The organism is Nocardia rosealba (assembly GCF_020216065.1).
GTDB lineage: Bacteria > Actinomycetota > Actinomycetes > Mycobacteriales > Mycobacteriaceae > Nocardia > Nocardia rosealba.
Genome location: NZ_JAIWNA010000001.1, coordinates 755,247 through 770,742, shown reverse-complemented (window position 1 = coordinate 770,742; position 15,496 = coordinate 755,247). Strand labels below are relative to the sequence as shown.

General features: G+C 69.1%; 13 protein-coding genes. 10 read left to right on the top strand and 3 right to left on the bottom strand.

Translation table 11 applies throughout. The features are described 5' to 3' along the window. Positions 1–149: 149 nt before the first annotated feature. From LDL21_RS03435 to yczE, 7 genes are all read left to right on the top strand, one after another. Positions 150–992, top strand: coding sequence for a helix-turn-helix domain-containing protein (locus tag LDL21_RS03435; protein ID WP_225278761.1), 843 nt, complete (start codon positions 150–152; stop codon positions 990–992). Positions 993–996: 4 nt separating this feature from the next. Then, entirely contained in the window at positions 997–1,410 is a 414-nt protein-coding gene (locus tag LDL21_RS03430) for a VOC family protein (RefSeq protein ID WP_225278760.1), read from the top strand. 122 nt (positions 1,411–1,532) lie between these two features. Beyond that, complete coding sequence (locus LDL21_RS03425) at positions 1,533–3,788, top strand: carbon starvation CstA family protein (RefSeq protein WP_225278759.1); 2,256 nt, start codon at positions 1,533–1,535, stop codon at positions 3,786–3,788. Continuing rightward, positions 3,728–4,033 (top strand): YbdD/YjiX family protein, encoded by a 306-nt coding sequence (locus LDL21_RS30120; protein ID WP_372462129.1) that lies wholly within the window; start codon positions 3,728–3,730, stop codon positions 4,031–4,033. The genes LDL21_RS03425 and LDL21_RS30120 overlap by 61 nt, the downstream gene beginning before the upstream one ends. Positions 4,034–4,079: 46 nt before the next feature. Continuing rightward, positions 4,080–5,567: an AlkA N-terminal domain-containing protein gene (locus LDL21_RS03415; protein ID WP_225278758.1), complete on the top strand. Its 1,488-nt coding sequence runs from the start codon at positions 4,080–4,082 to the stop codon at positions 5,565–5,567. Between the two features lie 14 nt (positions 5,568–5,581). Beyond that, a complete protein-coding gene (locus LDL21_RS03410) occupies positions 5,582–6,085 on the top strand; it encodes a methylated-DNA--[protein]-cysteine S-methyltransferase (protein WP_181696577.1) in 504 nt (167 codons plus the stop codon). A gap of 91 nt (positions 6,086–6,176) precedes the next feature. After that, complete coding sequence (gene yczE / locus LDL21_RS03405) at positions 6,177–6,800, top strand: membrane protein YczE (protein WP_225278757.1); 624 nt, start codon at positions 6,177–6,179, stop codon at positions 6,798–6,800. 1 nt (position 6,801) lies between these two features. Here yczE and LDL21_RS03400 read toward each other — a convergent pair whose 3' ends face one another. Then, a complete protein-coding gene (locus LDL21_RS03400; RefSeq protein WP_225278756.1) occupies positions 6,802–10,365 on the bottom strand; it encodes an AAA family ATPase in 3,564 nt (1,187 codons plus the stop codon). A 13-nt stretch (positions 10,366–10,378) separates the two neighbouring features. Next, on the bottom strand, positions 10,379–11,554 hold the full coding sequence (locus LDL21_RS03395; RefSeq protein ID WP_225278755.1) for an exonuclease SbcCD subunit D: 1,176 nt from the start codon (positions 11,552–11,554) through the stop codon (positions 10,379–10,381). Positions 11,555–11,676: 122 nt separating this feature from the next. Here LDL21_RS03395 and LDL21_RS03390 point away from each other — a divergent pair, with 122 nt between their 5' ends. Together LDL21_RS03390 and LDL21_RS03385 are read left to right on the top strand one after the other, a co-directional pair. Then, positions 11,677–12,825: a DNA recombination protein RmuC gene (locus LDL21_RS03390; RefSeq protein ID WP_225279220.1), complete on the top strand. Its 1,149-nt coding sequence runs from the start codon at positions 11,677–11,679 to the stop codon at positions 12,823–12,825. Positions 12,826–12,930: 105 nt separating this feature from the next. Next, positions 12,931–13,698 (top strand): DUF6542 domain-containing protein, encoded by a 768-nt coding sequence (locus LDL21_RS03385; protein WP_225278754.1) that lies wholly within the window; start codon positions 12,931–12,933, stop codon positions 13,696–13,698. 50 nt (positions 13,699–13,748) lie between these two features. Here LDL21_RS03385 and LDL21_RS03380 read toward each other — a convergent pair whose 3' ends face one another. Beyond that, positions 13,749–14,750 carry a 4-hydroxy-3-methylbut-2-enyl diphosphate reductase gene (locus LDL21_RS03380; RefSeq protein WP_225278753.1) on the bottom strand — a complete coding sequence of 334 codons (1,002 nt, stop codon included), beginning with the start codon at positions 14,748–14,750 and terminating at the stop codon, positions 13,749–13,751. Positions 14,751–14,854: 104 nt separating this feature from the next. Here LDL21_RS03380 and LDL21_RS03375 point away from each other — a divergent pair, with 104 nt between their 5' ends. Next, positions 14,855–15,448, top strand: coding sequence for a lipid droplet-associated protein (locus tag LDL21_RS03375; RefSeq protein WP_225278752.1), 594 nt, complete (start codon positions 14,855–14,857; stop codon positions 15,446–15,448). Positions 15,449–15,496 lie beyond the last annotated feature (48 nt).

Sequence of the window (15,496 nt, the reverse complement as noted above, 5' to 3'; positions counted from 1 at the left end):
GAGCACCTTCTCGATTCGGTTACCCCACGCAGAGCACTCAGACGCGTGCTCAACAACACACTCCGCGAGGCGAAGCGCAGGCGCCACCGGTGTGATCCCGACATCGATCGGTCTGGCCGCCACCACAGCCCCGGCGTAGCGTGACGGGTATGGAGGCGACCACGGAGGTGGTGACCGCAGCCCCCGCGCCGGTTCTGGCCGCGTTCATCGACCGGTACGTGGGCTATCGCATGACGGGTTACGAACCGGGGTTGCACCGTGGTCTGCCTTCGCGGCACATGACGTTCATCGTGGCCGCCGGCCCGCCGATCGACGTCGTGGAGCAGACCGATCGCCGTCAATCACCGGGCAGCTACCGCTGTGTCCTGAGCGGACTACAAGCCGCCCCGGCGATGATCGCGCACACCGGTTTCCAGGAGGGTGTCGCCATCGAGCTCACCCCGCTCGGCAGTCGTGTGCTGTTCGGGATGCCCGCGAGCGAGATGTGGGATGTGACGATCGAATGCTCGCAAGCGCGAAGGTCTTTGGGCGATCAACTCGCCGACGCCGTACACGCGCACGATGATTGGCCGAGCAGATTCGCCGCCTGCGACCGGGCGCTCACCGCGGCGGCCCGCACCGAATCGGTCCCCGGCCCCGAATTGTCCTGGGCCTGGCGCACTCTCGTCGGTACGGGCGGCACCTGTCCGATGAACCCTTTGGCCGAACGCATCGGCTGGAGCAGACAACACCTCACCCGCAAGTTCACCGCCGAATTCGGCGCGAGCCCGAAACTGGCCGCGCGGATCATCCGATTCGAACGCGCCCGCCGCATGCTCGCCAACACGCCGTCGTATGTCTCGATCGCCCAGATCGCGGCCACCTGCGGCTACTACGACCAGGCGCACCTGAATCGCGACTTCGCCGAACTGGCAGGCGTGGCGCCGACAGCATGGCTGGCCGAGGAGATTCCATCCGTCCAAGACCCGGGGGCGGCCGAAGCGCGAGGCTGAGGACATGACTACTTCCACCGACACCCGCGGCGCGGTCTGGCCGTGCCTGGCCTTCACCGACGCCCGCGCCATGATCGAATTCCTCACCACCGCCTTCGGTTTCGAGGCCAGGGCCGTCTACGCCCGCGACGACGACCCATCGATCGTCGAACACGGCGAACTGCGCTGGCCCGAAGGCGGCGGCATCATGTTCGGCTCCACCGGCCGCGACGACGACTCCCCCTTCTGCACCCGACCACCCGGCATCGCCAACATCTACCTCGTCACCGACAACCCCGACGCCCTCCACACCCGCGCCACCGCAGCGGGCGCCACCATCATCCGCGAACTGCGCGACGAGGACTACGGCTCCCGCGGCTTCAGTGCCCAAGACCCCGAGGGCAACCTCTGGAGCTTCGGCACCTACGCAGGTGAATGACTGCCTGAACAAAATTTCATCTTGGGCGCGACCGTGTGTGATCCTGTCCGGCGCGCAGAGCGCATCGGCTACGTTGTCGATGCTTCACCCGAGGCTCTGCGCGTTGTACAGGAGTTGAGTCAATGGCGACGACCATCGAATATCTGCGGACCGACCCGGACTTGCCTCCGGTCGGTGTCGTCGATCGCACGCCGATCACGCCCGCCAAGAAGGCTGTGTTCGCGGGGATCGGCGTGCTCGGCGCCGGCGCGTGGACCTATCTGGCGATAGCGCGCGGAGAATCCGTGAACGCGGTGTGGATCGTGATCGCGGCGGTGTGTACCTACATCATCGCGTACCGGTTCTACGCCCGGTTCATCGAATGGAAGGTGACCAAGCCGCGCGACGACGTGGCCACCCCGGCCGAGATCTACGACAACGGCAAAGACTTCATGCCGATGGACCGGCGGGTGCTCTACGGTCACCACTTCGCCGCCATCGCCGGTGCCGGCCCCCTCGTCGGTCCGGTTCTCGCAGCTCAGATGGGCTATCTGCCGGGCACCATCTGGATCGTTGTCGGCGTGGTTTTCGCCGGTGCGGTGCAGGACTACCTGGTGCTGTGGGCCTCCACGCGCAGGCGCGGTCGCAGCCTCGGGCAGATGGCGCGCGACGAGCTCGGTGCCGTGGGTGGTGTCGCGGCGATCGTCGCGATCCTGGCCATCATGACGATCCTGCTGGCCGTGCTGGCGCTGGTCGTGGTGAACGCTCTCGGCGAGAGCCCGTGGGGCGTGTTCTCGATCGCGATGACCATCCCGATCGCGCTGTTCATGGGCGTGTACCTGCGTTATCTGCGCCCGGGTCAGGTCGGCGAGGTGTCGGCGATCGGCATCGTGCTGCTGCTGGCCGCCATCGTCGGCGGTGGCTGGGTGTCGGAAACCGAATGGGGCGCGGACTGGTTCACCCTGTCGCGCACCACCATCGCCTGGTGCCTGATCGCCTACGGCTTCTTCGCCTCGGTGCTGCCGGTGTGGTTGCTGCTCGCGCCGCGCGACTACCTGTCGACGTTCATGAAGGTCGGCACGATCGTGCTGCTCGCGGCGGGCATTCTCATCACCATGCCGGTGCTGAAGGCGCCCGCGGTGTCGGAATTCGCTTCCAGCGGCACTGGTCCGGCGTTCGCGGGCAGCCTGTTCCCGTTCCTGTTCATCACCATCGCCTGTGGCGCGCTGTCGGGTTTCCACGCGCTGGTGTCCTCGGGGACCACGCCGAAGTTGCTGGCCAAGGAATCCAATGCCCGCATGATCGGGTACGGCGGCATGCTGATGGAGTCGTTCGTCGCGGTGATGGCCATCATCACGGCCTCGATCATCGACCAGCACCTGTACTTCGGCATGAACGCGCCCGGCTCGCTCACCGGTGGCACGCCGGAGACGGCCGCCGCCTACACCAACAAGCTCGGTCTCGACGGCCCGGCAGCGACGCCCGCACTGTTCGCCGACGCGGCCTCGGATGTCGGTGAGCAGACGATCATCTCGCGTACCGGTGGCGCGCCGACGCTGGCGGTCGGCATCTCCGAGGTCTTCCACAAGTTCCTCGGCGGCGAATCGATGAAGGCGTTCTGGTACCACTTCGCGATCATGTTCGAGGCGCTGTTCATCCTCACCACCATCGATGCGGGCACTCGCGTCGCGCGGTTCCTGGTGTCGGACGCGCTGGGCAACTTCGGCGGCGGCTTCAAGAAGTTCCGTGATCCGTCGTGGCGGGTCGGTGCGTGGGTGTGTTCGCTGCTCGTGGTCGCGGGCTGGGGTGGCGTGCTGCTGATGGGTGTCAACGATCCGTTCGGCGGCATCAACGCGCTCTACCCGCTGTTCGGTATCGCCAACCAGCTGCTGGCCGCGATCGCGCTGACGGTGGTGCTCACCATCCTCGTCAAACGCGGGCAGTGGAAGTGGGCGTGGATCCCCGGTATTCCGCTGGTCTGGGACCTCATCGTCACCATGACCGCCTCCTGGCAGAAGATCTTCTCCGCCGATCCCAAACTCGGTTACTGGAAGCAGCACAGCCTGTGCCAGGCCGCCAAGGACGCGGGCAAGGGCTGCCTGACGGCAAAGACGCCGGAGCAGGTGGAGATCGCGATCCGCAACACCTTCATCCAGGGCACGTTGTCGATCGTGTTCGCGGTGCTCGTGCTCATCGTGACCGTCGTCGGTGCGCTGGTGTGCCTGCGGGCGATCCGCACCGGTGAGGTGACCAGTTCGGAGTCCGAGGAGCAGCCGTCGAAGATCTTCTCCCCCAGCGGTTTCGTGTCGACCAAGGCGGAGAAGGACGTGCAGAAGGAGTGGGAGGTGCTCATCGCCGAGGGCAAGGTGACCGCGCCCGGATCGGTGCACGTGTCGTGAATTCGGCCGGGGATGCGGGCGGGCGGTCCTTCGGATCGGCCGCCCGCGCCCTCGCGCACCATGTCTGGACAGGTGCGCGCTCGGTGGTCCGGTGGTACAGCGCGATCAACGGCGGCCAGGACTACCAGCGGTATGTCGCCCATCTGCGCCGCAACCACCCGGACCGTCCGGTGCCGTCCGAGCGCGACTACTGGCGGGAACGCTATGCCGAAGCCGAGCGGAACCCCACCAACCGCTGCTGCTGAATAGGTGGCCGATTTCCGCTAGCACCGGGCCGGGCGCGCTGTCATTGTGGACAACGTGACCATCACGGCTTTGGACTTCGAGCGCTGCTACCGCGCGGTGTCGACCCGCGACTCCCGTTTCGACGGGCAGTTCTTCACCGCGGTCCGCACCACCGGCATCTACTGCCGTCCCTCGTGCCCGGCGATCACGCCCAAGCGCACCAATGTGTCGTTCCTGCCCACCGCCGCCGCAGCCCAGCAGGCGGGGTACCGGGCGTGCAGGCGCTGTCTGCCCGATGCCGCCCCCGGTTCACCGCTGTGGAACGTGCGCGCCGACCTGGCCGCCCGCGCCATGCGGCTCATCGGCGACGGCGTGATCGAGCGGGGTGGAGTTCCCGAACTGGCTGCGACACTTGGTTATTCACAACGGCAACTGACCCGGGTGCTGACCACCGAGCTCGGCGCTGGACCGCTCGCGCTGGCCAGGGCACACCGCGCACACACCGCGCGGCTGCTGATCCAGACCACCGACATGCCCATGTCGGATATCGCGTTCGCGGCCGGCTTCGCCAGCATCCGCCAGTTCAACGACACCGTGCGCGAGGTGTTCGCGGTGAGCCCGACCACGATGCGCACCGAATCGCGCCGCTCGCCACGCAACGATGTGGAGGCGCCCGCCACACCCGGCCTGCTGACTTTGCGGCTGCCGTATCGCGAACCGCTCGATACCGGGTGGCTGGCCTGGTTCCTGTCCGCGCACACGGTGCCGGGGATGGAGCTGTGGGAGAACGGGGTGTACACGCGCAGCCTGCGCACGCCGCACGGGCACGCGACCATCGGGTTGTCGTTCCGGCCGGGGCATGTGCGGGCCGAGCTCGCCCTGCGGGATATGCGTGATCTGGCGCCGACCGTCGCCCGGTTGCGGCATCTGCTCGATCTCGATGCCGATCCGCTGGGGATCGACGAGGCCTTGGGGATCACGTCGAACGTCGGCGACGCCAGTCCGTTCACAGCGGGCATCCGCGTGCCGGGGTGTCTCGACGGTCCGGAACTGTTGTTGCGCACCATGATCGGGCAGCAGATCTCGGTGCGGGCGGCGGCGACCCACACCGCGCGCCTGGTCGAGGCGCTCGGTGAACGGATCGAGGGGCCGGTACCGCTGCTGTTCCCCACGCCCGCGGCCATCGCCGAACACGGTGCCGAGGTGCTGACCGGGCCCGCCCGCCGGATCGCCGCCATCGTGTCGGCCGCGCGGGCGATCGCCGACGGCGAACTGGTGCTGCATTCGGGCCGCACCGCCGACGACCTGCGCTGCGACCTGCTCGCCCTCGACGGCGTCGGCCCCTGGACCGCCGACTACGTGACCATGCGCTCGCTCGCCGACCCCGACATCCTGCTCGACACCGACCTGGTCGTCCGCCAGGGCGCCGCCCTCGCGGACATCGACCTCGCCGACACCGAACGCTGGGCGCCCTGGCGCTCCTACCTGTCCATGCACCTGTGGAAGACGGCGCTCGTGCAGCGCGGCGCCGTCCCACTGCCCACGTACTCCTGACGGAAAGAGACATCATGACCATCACGCACGCCGACTACGCCACGGTCGGCACCCCGATCGGACCGTTCACCACCCTCGTCGACGCCGACGGCGCGGTCCTGGCCTCGGGCTGGACCGCCGACGCGACCGGGTTGGCCGGCCTCGTGCACGCGAGTCTGCGACCGGCCGAACTCAGGCAACGGGATTCGCTGGGCGAGGTCACCCGCGCGGTCCTGGACTATCACGCGGGCGATCTCACCGTGATCGACGCGGTGCCGGTGCGTCAGCAGTCGGGTGAATTCCTATCGCACGCATGGGAAATCCTGCGCAAGGTGCCCGCGGGTGAGCCGGTCACCTACACCGAGTTCGCGGGCCTGGCCGGTCGGCCCGCGGCTACCCGGGCGGCGGCGAATGCCTGTGCGCGCAATGCGGCCGCGCTGTTCGTGCCGTGTCATCGGGTGCTGCGGATCGGCGGGGCGCTCGGTGGGTTCCGGTGGGGGCTCGAGGCCAAGCGGTGGTTGCTCACCCACGAAGCGTGACGGCGCTACGGACCCTGCGCCGCATGTCACCAGTCCAGTTTTCGACAATTGGCACTTCCGTGAGGGTCCAGTAGGGCGCACGATGGTGCGCATGCTTACTCGCCGTCTGGTCGCCCTGTATGTGGGTCTGTGGTTGTACGGGACGTCCATGGCGGTGATGATCCGCGCCGGGCTCGGGCTCGATCCGTGGGACGTCTTCCATCAGGGCGTCGCCGGGCACGTACCGTTGAGTTTCGGGATGGTGACCGCGCTGACCGGCGTGGTTGTCCTCCTCGCTTGGATCCCGCTGCGGCAGCGGCCGGGGCTCGGCACCATCAGCAATGTGGTGGTGATCGGGGTGGCGGTGGATGTCGGCCTGTGGCTCATCCCGGCGGTGGAACAGCTGTGGCTGCGTGTGCTCGCCATGGTTGTCGCGGTGGTGGTGAATGCCGCCGCGACGGTTCTCTACATCGGCGCCGGAATGGGTCCAGGACCGCGCGATGGACTGATGACTGGCCTGGTCGCCCGGACCGGCTGGTCGGTGTGGACGATCCGCACCGGCATCGAAACATCGGTGCTCGTCACCGGTTGGCTGCTCGGTGGCAGCGTGGGGATCGGCACCGTCGTGTACGCCTTCGGCATCGGACCACTGATCCAGCTGATGATCCCTTACCTCGACGGTCGTCTGCCCGGATTCGAACCGACGCCCGCGAAGGAGGTGGCTGCGGTCGGGTAGGTCAGGCGACGGTGGTTTTCAGGTGGGAGCCGTTGCGGCCGCGTAGGACGTGGAGGCGGGTGGGGATGCGTTGGCGCATTTCGTCGACGTGGCTCACCACGCCGACTACGCGGCCGCCGGCGCGGAGTTCGTCGAGGACGCCCATGACGGCGTCGAGGGTGTCGGCGTCGAGGCTGCCGAAGCCCTCGTCGATGAAGAGGGTGTCCAGGGTGACGCCGCCCGCTTCGGCGGCGACCACATCGGCCAGGCCGAGTGCCAAAGCCAGTGAGGCCATGAAGGTTTCGCCGCCGGAGAGGGTTTTCGCCGAACGGATGGAGCCGGTGTAGTCGTCGCGCACGTCGAGGCCGAGGCCGCCGCGCCTGCCGCGCGGACCGGCCTTGTCCGAGTGGACGAATTCGTACCGGCCACCCGACATCCGGCGTAACCGCACCGACCCCGCCACCGCCACTTCCTCGAGCCGCGCGGCAAGCACGTAGGACCGCAACGACATTCGTCGATTGTTCTCGCCGCGGCCGGCTACCACCTCGGCCAACCCTGCCAATTCGTCGAATTCTCGCTGCTTGGGCGCGATCCGCTCCACCTCACCCCAGAGCTGGGTACTCAGCTGTTCGAGCTGAGCAACACGCTCGGTCGCCGCCGACTGCGCGGCGACCGCCGAGGTCAGGGCATTCTGGGCCAGCGCGAACCGCTGCTCCCATTCGGCCGGATCACCAGGTACCCGCTCGGCCACGGCCTGAATCCCCGGCTCGGCCAACACCGCCTCGGCGTGCGCCCGCGCCCGATCGGCGGCGGTGAGTTCGGCCTCGATCTCCGCCTGCTGCCGGGCCGTGCGAGCGGCCGCGCCGACGACCTGTGCGCAGGCCGTGAGCACGGCGATATCGTCACGCGCAGCGACCGGCTCGTCTGCCGGCTCCTCGTCGTCGGCCTCCGTGTCGAAAAGATCGAACAGCGTTGGCATCTCGACATCTACGCGCTGCGTCTGCTTCGCTGACGCGCGACCAGCTCGGTCAGAATCGCCATCCTGTGCCCCCTCGTGACCGACACCCGCGCGGCGTGCGCTCCGCTCCTCGGCGGCGGACACTTCCGCGTCACCGGAGAGAGCGCGACCGAGTGCGCCTTCGTCGGTGGACCCATTGTCGGCCTTGGGCTTTGGCGCACCCGACGGGGAGCGCATCGTGGCGTTGCGTGGCGTGCGATCCGGTGTCTCCGGGTTGTCGGTCGAGTGTGCAGCAGGTTCGTCAGGCGACAGCGGCACCTCGTGTGCGAGGAATCCCGCTGCTGCCGCGAGGTTTTCGACCCGAGTGGCGATGCGGGTGACAGCTGTGCGGGCGGCGGATTCCGTGGTTCGGGCTTCGCGCAGGGTGGTGGCGGCGGTGATGAGGGATTCGAGGCGGGCCGCGCGGGCGTCGACGGAGGTGTCGGCGCCCGCTGCGGTGCGCAGGCGGGCGGTGAGTTCGTCGAGACGGGTGCGGGTGGTGGTGATATTGGCGGTGACGGTGCCGAGGCGGACGTCGAGGTCGCGGGACTGCTCGTGCAGTGCCGACTCTTCGCTGCGCAGGGTTTCGAGGCGCGTGGTGAGGGCGGTCGCCTGGTTCGCGGTGTCGGTGGCGTCTTCGAAACGGTGGGTGGCGGTGCGGACGGCGTCGGCGAGGGTGACGGGGTCGGCGGCGCCACCGCGTGCGGTGAGCGCTTCGATCTCGCGTTCCAGGGTGGCGATGCGCTGGGCGACTCGGTCGCGTGCGGCCTCGGCGGTCTGCTCGGCGGCCACTGCGGTGTCCTCGGCGTCCTTGGACACGGCATCGTCGGTCGGCTCGGCCGGTTCGGGGTGCTCGGCAGAACCACACACCGCACACGGCGCACCATCGACCAGGGCGCCCGCGAGTTCGGCGGCCATCCCGGCCAGGCGCCGGGAGCGAAGATCCAACACCCGCTCCCGGGCATCGAGATGTGCTCGTCGCGCCTCGTCGAGCTCGGCTTGCGCGCGGTCCAAAGCCGGTCGCTTGGTGGTCAATTCGACCGCGGCGGCCGCCGAGTCCTGCCATTTCGACAGCTCGTTGCGCAACCCCGGCAACGCGGCGGCCGCATCCGTCGCCTCGCGCAACTGCTCCTGCGCCGAGGCGATCATCGCGGGCAGTTCCTCGCGCCGGCGCGCCAGTTCCCCGGCCCGCCGCGTCAACCGTTCGGCCTCCGCCTCGTGCGCCGTGAGGTCCCCCGCCAGCTGCCTTGCGGTCACCGCCTCGGCCCGCACCTCCCCGAGAACGCCGATCAGCGCGTTCCACCGACTTACAGCCCCGTCGAGATCTCCCGCGACATCCCGCACCGGACCAGCCGCGGCGCCGGCGACACCATCAGCTTGCCCTGACCCGTCGACCGTCGGGCGCGCATCCGCAGAGCGCGGACGACGATCGGAAGCCGTACCCGCATGCCCTCCCCCGTCCGACCGCGGGTTCCGTTGGGCCTCATCGAGCTCGTCGGTGACCACGGTCAGCAGGTCGATACCGGGTAGGTCGGCGGCGGCTTCGGCGCGGAGCTGGGTAGCCAGTTCGGTCGCGGCGGCGTGCGTGGCGGTTTCGGCTCGGCGCAGGTCGCGGACGATTGTCCGGGCCTCGTCGATGGCCTGGACGACCGGTTCGGCGCGACGAGCCTTTTCGAGTTCGCGTTCCAAGGTTGCGCGGTGAGGGGCCGCAGCGGTGTAGGCCTCGAGTTCGGACCTGGCCGCCCGCATCCGGGCATGGAGTTCGGTGACGCGGCGCTGTTCGTCGGCTTCGGCGCGGGCGGCGTCGGACTCCTTCTGGCGCAGTTCGGTATTCGCGATGGCCTCGGCCAGCTCGCGACGGGCCGTGGAGAGCAGATCCTGCGACCAGCTCACCGCGTCGGGCAGCCCGACCGATTCCGCGCCGCCGTACCCGGCCGCCATCCCTACCTTCGTGATGAGCCGGTCGATGCCCTGCCGCAGCACACCGAGTTCGGCTTCGGCGGTGCGTCTGCGGTCGGCCAGCCAGCGCTCGGCCGTGCCGAAACGCTGTGTGTCGAAGAGCTTTTCGAGCAGCTTCTCGCGATCCTCGTTCTCCGCCCGCAGAAACCGGGCGAAATCGCCCTGCGGGAGCAGCACCACCTGGAAGAACTGGTCGGCGCTCATGCCGAGCAGCCGCAGCACCTCCTCACCGATATCGGTGATGCGCGAGAGGTTTTCGCCGCTGCCGTCGAGCCAGGTGAGTGTGGCCTTGGGCTGGGAGACCCGGGTGCCGGAACCGTCGCGCTTGGGTCGTTCGAACTCGGGCACGCGCGTCAGTCGCAGCTTGCGACCGCCGAGGGTCGCCTCGAGGCTCACCTGTGGTGGGGTGAGCCGGTCGGCGTGGTCGGAGTGCAGGCGTTTGCTCTCACCGCGCGCACCGGGCACCTTGCCGTAGAGCGCGAAGGCGATGGCGTCGAGAACCGTGGTCTTGCCCGCGCCGGTGTGCCCGTGCAGCAGGAACAGCCCGTCGGCGCCGAGCTCGTCGAAGTCGACGACCGTGGTGTCGGCGAAGGGGCCGAACGCGGTCATCTCCAGCCGGTGCAGTCTCACGCGGCGTCCCCGGTCACGCCGTGAGCTCCGCCGCCAGTGGTTCCTGGCTCGGCGGATCGGGCTCGCTCACCGCAGCGGCCAGAGCTCGTTCCACCCATGCCAATTCCCCCTCGGTCGGTTCCCCACGCACATCGGACAGAAAGCTCGCGGCCACCTCGGTGTCGCGGCGGCCGTGCACTCGCTCGCGATACCGCAACTCCGGATTACCCTCCGGCCGAACCCATTCCACGTGCACGGCATGCGGAAACCGCTCCCGCAGCTTGCGCATGGGGTCGACCGGGCGCGCGGTGTCGGTGAGCGTGGCCGACACGTAATGCTCCACCGCACCGAGATGCTCGTCGGCGGTGAGCAGTTGCTCGAGTGTCCCGGTGAGCCTACTCAGCCCCCGCACCAGCGGCAGATCGTGACGGCGGACCTCGGCCGGCCCGTTCTGGTTCAAGTCGACGATCCACACCGCCTTGCGATGCGAGCTCTCACCGAACGAATACGGCAGCGGAGAACCGCTGTAGCGCACCGACTCCGACAGCGTCTGCGGCGAATGCAGATGCCCGAGCGCCACGTAATCGATGCCGTCGAAGGCCTCCATCGACACCGTCTCCACCCCACCGACCGAGATCGACCGCTCCGACCCGGTGGCCGCCCCGCCGACGACGAACGCATGCGCGAGCACCACCGATCGAGCCCCCGGCCGCGCCCTCAGATCGGCATTGATCCGCGCCATCGCCGCCTGCAGGATCTCCTCGTGCGAGCGCGCCTGCGGCACACCGAGTTCGGCGCGGGTGATCTCCGGCTCGAGGTACGGAATCCCGTAGAACACCACCTCACCGTGGCTGTCGGCCAGACGGACGGGCTTGTCGACATCGGCCACCCGCGTGCACAGATGCAGCCCACCAGCGGCCGCGAAGCTCGCGCCCGCACCGAGCCGGGCAGGCGAATCGTGGTTGCCGGAGGTCGCGATGATGGTCGCGCCCGCGGCGCGAATCGCCTCGAAGCCGCGATTGCACACCGCGATGGCGTCGGCGCCGGGAATGGAGCGGTCGTAGATGTCGCCGGGAATCACCACCACGTCGACGGATTCGGCGGCGACCAGGTCGGCGACGGCCGTGAGTGCGCGCGCCTGATCCGACAGCAGGTCGACACCGTGGAAGGTGCGCCCGATGTGCCAATCGGAGGTGTGCAGGATCCGCATGCCGCGAACCGTAGGCCAGTGCACCGACAGAATTCAATCGACGCACTACAACCGTGTCATTTCGCCGACACGGTTGCCCGGTGATTGCGAACTTGTCGGTGCCCTCGGGCAGTATCGCCGCCATGACCGCTTCGATGCTCGTCGCGCTCGTCCTTGTTTTCGCCGCAGGCCTCGGTCTCGGCTGGTTGGGCCATGCGGCCCGCGGCGGGCAGCGCGCCGCGGTCGCCGAAGCCCGGCTCGCCGCCGCCGAGGACAACCAGCGGTTGCTCCAACAGTCGCTGCGTGCGGCGAACGAGGATGCCGCACGCAGGCATTCGGCCGCCGTCGGCGCGCTGGTCGACCCGCTGCGCGACGCGGTCGGCGCGCTCGAACGGCAGATCCGGCAGGTGGAGCACCATCGCATCGACGCCTATTCGGGCCTGCGCGAACAGGTCGCGGGGATGCAGCGCACCTCGCATCGGCTCTCCGACCAGACCGGGCAACTCGTCGCCGCGCTGCGCGCACCACAGGTACGTGGACGCTGGGGAGAGATCCAGCTCGAACGGGTCGTGGAACTGGCGGGCATGACAAGGCACTGCGACTTCGACACCCAGGTCACCCGGGCGGGCGGCGACGACCGCGGCGCGGTGCGACCCGACCTGGTCGTGCGACTGGCGGGCGGCAGGCACATCGTCGTCGACGCGAAAGTCCCCTTCACCGCCTACCTGGACGCGGCGACCAGCGAGGACCCGAGCGAGCGCACCCGATTACTGACCAGGCACGCCAAGCAGCTGCGCGCCCACGTCGACCAGCTGGCCGACAAGGCGTACTGGGCGGCCTTCGACCCGGCGCCGGAGTTCGTCGTGCTGTTCGTTCCCGGCGACCCGTTCCTCGACGCCGCCCTGACGACCGATGCCGAGCTGCTCGAGTACGCGTTCGGCCGGAACGTGATCCTCGCGACGCCGACCACGCTCATCGCCCTGCTGCGCACGGTCGCGTTCAGTTGGCGTCAGGAAGCTCTCTCGCGCGATATGGCAACGGTGCAGCAATTGGGTAAGGAGCTCTACACCCGTATCGGCAAGGTCGCCGAACACCTCGACTCGCTCGGCGTGAATCTCGGTAAGGCCGTAGCGGCTTTCAACGCCGCCGTCGGCTCGGTGGAGTCGCGGGTGCTGGTCACCGCACGCCGGATGCACGATCTCGGCATCGCCGATCAGGAGCTCCCGGCAATCCGGCTCGCCGAGACCCGGCCCCGGGTGGTGGCCTTCGCCGACGCCGAGGATCACCGCTGAGTTCTCCGTGCCGCGACCGCAACACGGTCGTCATGCAGTTAGTGTCATAGGGTGGCTGCTTCCCAACGTGCGCGACCCCGGGTGCCCGCGCCGCAACGTTCGATCATGCCCTCGGTACCCGGCATCGCCGCGTGGGCAGCGATCGCGCTCGCCGTCGGCGCGACGACGCTCGGCTTCCTGATCGACGCTCTGGGCGACGAAGACTTCCCGACCACCACGTTCTCGGTGTTCTATGTGCTCGGGTGTGTGCTCGCGGTCTGCGCGGTGCGGGCTCGTGGCCTGTTCGCCACCATGGTGATGCCGCCGCTGCTGCTGTTCGTCGCTGTTCCGGTGGCCTGTCAGCTGCTCGGCGGCCGTAGCACCACGTCCATCAAGGACGTGCTGATGAACCTGGTCATCCCGCTGGTCGAACGCTTCCCGACGATGGCACTGGCCACCCTGCTCGTCGCCGTGATCGGTGGCGCCCGCATCGCCATGGCCAAGCGAGCGCCCGCCACGGCGCGACCGGCGACGGAACGTCGAAGCGCCCGCAAGACCACGAGCCGTCGCCCCGAACCGGCGGCCCGGAACCTCGCCGAGGCCGCGCGCAAGCGGCCGCGCCGGACCGGCGTCCTCGACGACCCGGATACCGAGGTCGATCTGTCGAGCCCGGCACGTCGTCCGGCGCGCGGCGCCGAACCCAAACGCGCCCCCACCGCGGGCCGCGCCCGCGAGCCGCGTACGCCCCGCGCGGCAGCGACCCCCCGCGAACCCGAACCGGCCCGCACGAGTCGCAGGCGCGGCGACGCACCACCGCACCCGCAGCCGAACGTGCGCTACCGCGACCGCGCCGACTCCGCTCGCACCGAACGGCGCCGCCCCGACAGCCTCTGAACACAGAAAATCCCCGCCGCGATCCGGAAGCGGCGGGGATTTCTCGTTTATCAGCGACGCGCGGGACGCAGCTCGCGCGGCAGGGCGAACACCAGCGTCTCGTTGGCCGTGGTCACCGGCTGCACCTCACCGAAGCCGTGCTCGGCGAGCAGGTCGAGCACACCGGTCACGAGGATCTCCGGTACCGACGCGCCCGAGGTGACGCCGACGGTCCGCACCCCGTCGAGCCAGGCCGGGCCGATCTCGCGGGCGTAGTCGACCAGATACGCGGCCCGCGCACCCGCCCCGAGCGCCACCTCGACCAACCGCACCGAGTTCGAGGAGTTGCGCGACCCGACGACGATCACCAGATCGCATTCGGGTGCCATCGCCTTCACCGCGGTCTGGCGGTTGGAGGTGGCGTAGCAGATGTCGTCGCTCGGCGGATCCTGCAGGGTCGGGAACCGCTGACGCAGCCGCTCGACGGTCTCCATCGTCTCGTCGACCGACAACGTGGTCTGCGACAGCCAGATCACCTTCGCCGGATCGCGCACCGTCACCCGGTCGACCGAGTCGGGTCCGTCGACGAGCTGCACATGCTGCGGTGCCTCACCGGCGGTGCCCTCGACCTCCTCGTGCCCCTCGTGCCCGATCAGCAGGATGTCGTAGTCGTCGCGGGCGAAGCGCTTGGCCTCCTGGTGCACCTTGGTGACCAGCGGGCAGGTGGCGTCGATGGTGCGCAGGTTGCGTTCGGCGGCGGTCTCGTGCACGGTCGGCGCGACACCGTGCGCGGAGAACACCACGAGCGCACCCTCGGGCACCTCGTCGGTCTCGTCGACGAAGATCACCCCGCGCTCACGTAAGGTCTCGACCACGTGCCGGTTGTGCACGATCTCCTTGCGCACATAGATCGGCGCGCCGTGCTGTTCCAGAGCCTTCTCGACCGTCTCGACAGCACGATCGACGCCTGCGCAGTACCCGCGCGGCTCGGCCAGCAGCACGCGCTTGGCACCGGCATCCGCCGCGCTCGCCGAGCGCGTGATACCGACGTTCAAGGGGATTGCCGAGGTCATAACGCACAGCTTACGTGCGTGGCCAAGGGCCGCCGAAGGGGCATAGATCACATCAGGGTGGTCGGGATCTTTGCATCACAGCCGCTTTGGGGCAGGCTGGGACCATGTTTCGACCTCCCTTTCTGGCCCGGGTCGCCGCCGGCGCCGCCGTATACGCCTTAGAAGAGACCCGGCGGCTTCCCGTCGCCGCGGTCCAATTCCCGATCACCGCCATCAGTCGCGTGTTGCAGACGACCATGCATGTGCAGCAGTTCGTCACCAGCCTCGCGCTCAAGGGCGACGCCGTGTTCGAGCGGCTCGGCTCGCCCGCGCAGGAGCAGCCGGAGTGGGCGACCTTCGACGAGGATCTCGCGCCCGCCGCCACGACCAACGGTCACGCCAGCCGGTTCGATCTGTTCGCCGAGGACGCCTCCGAGTCCCAGACCAATGGTCGGGCCGTGCCCGCGTCGCTGCTGGTGCTCGAGACCGAGAACGAGACGGTCGAGCCCGCCGAGGAAGCGCCCGAGGAGGTCGAGGCACCCGAGGTCGCCATCCGCTACGACTACCCGTCGATGACGCTGGCCCAGCTGCGCGCCCGCCTGCGCATGCTCAGCGTCGAGGAGCTCGGCCAGCTGCTGGCCTTCGAGCAGCAGACCCGCGCCCGCGCGCCCTTCGTCACCATGCTCACCAACCGCATCGCCACCGTGCAGGCCAAGTAGCGACACTCCGCTGTCGAGGCGGCCGCGATCCCACGGGACGCGGCCGCC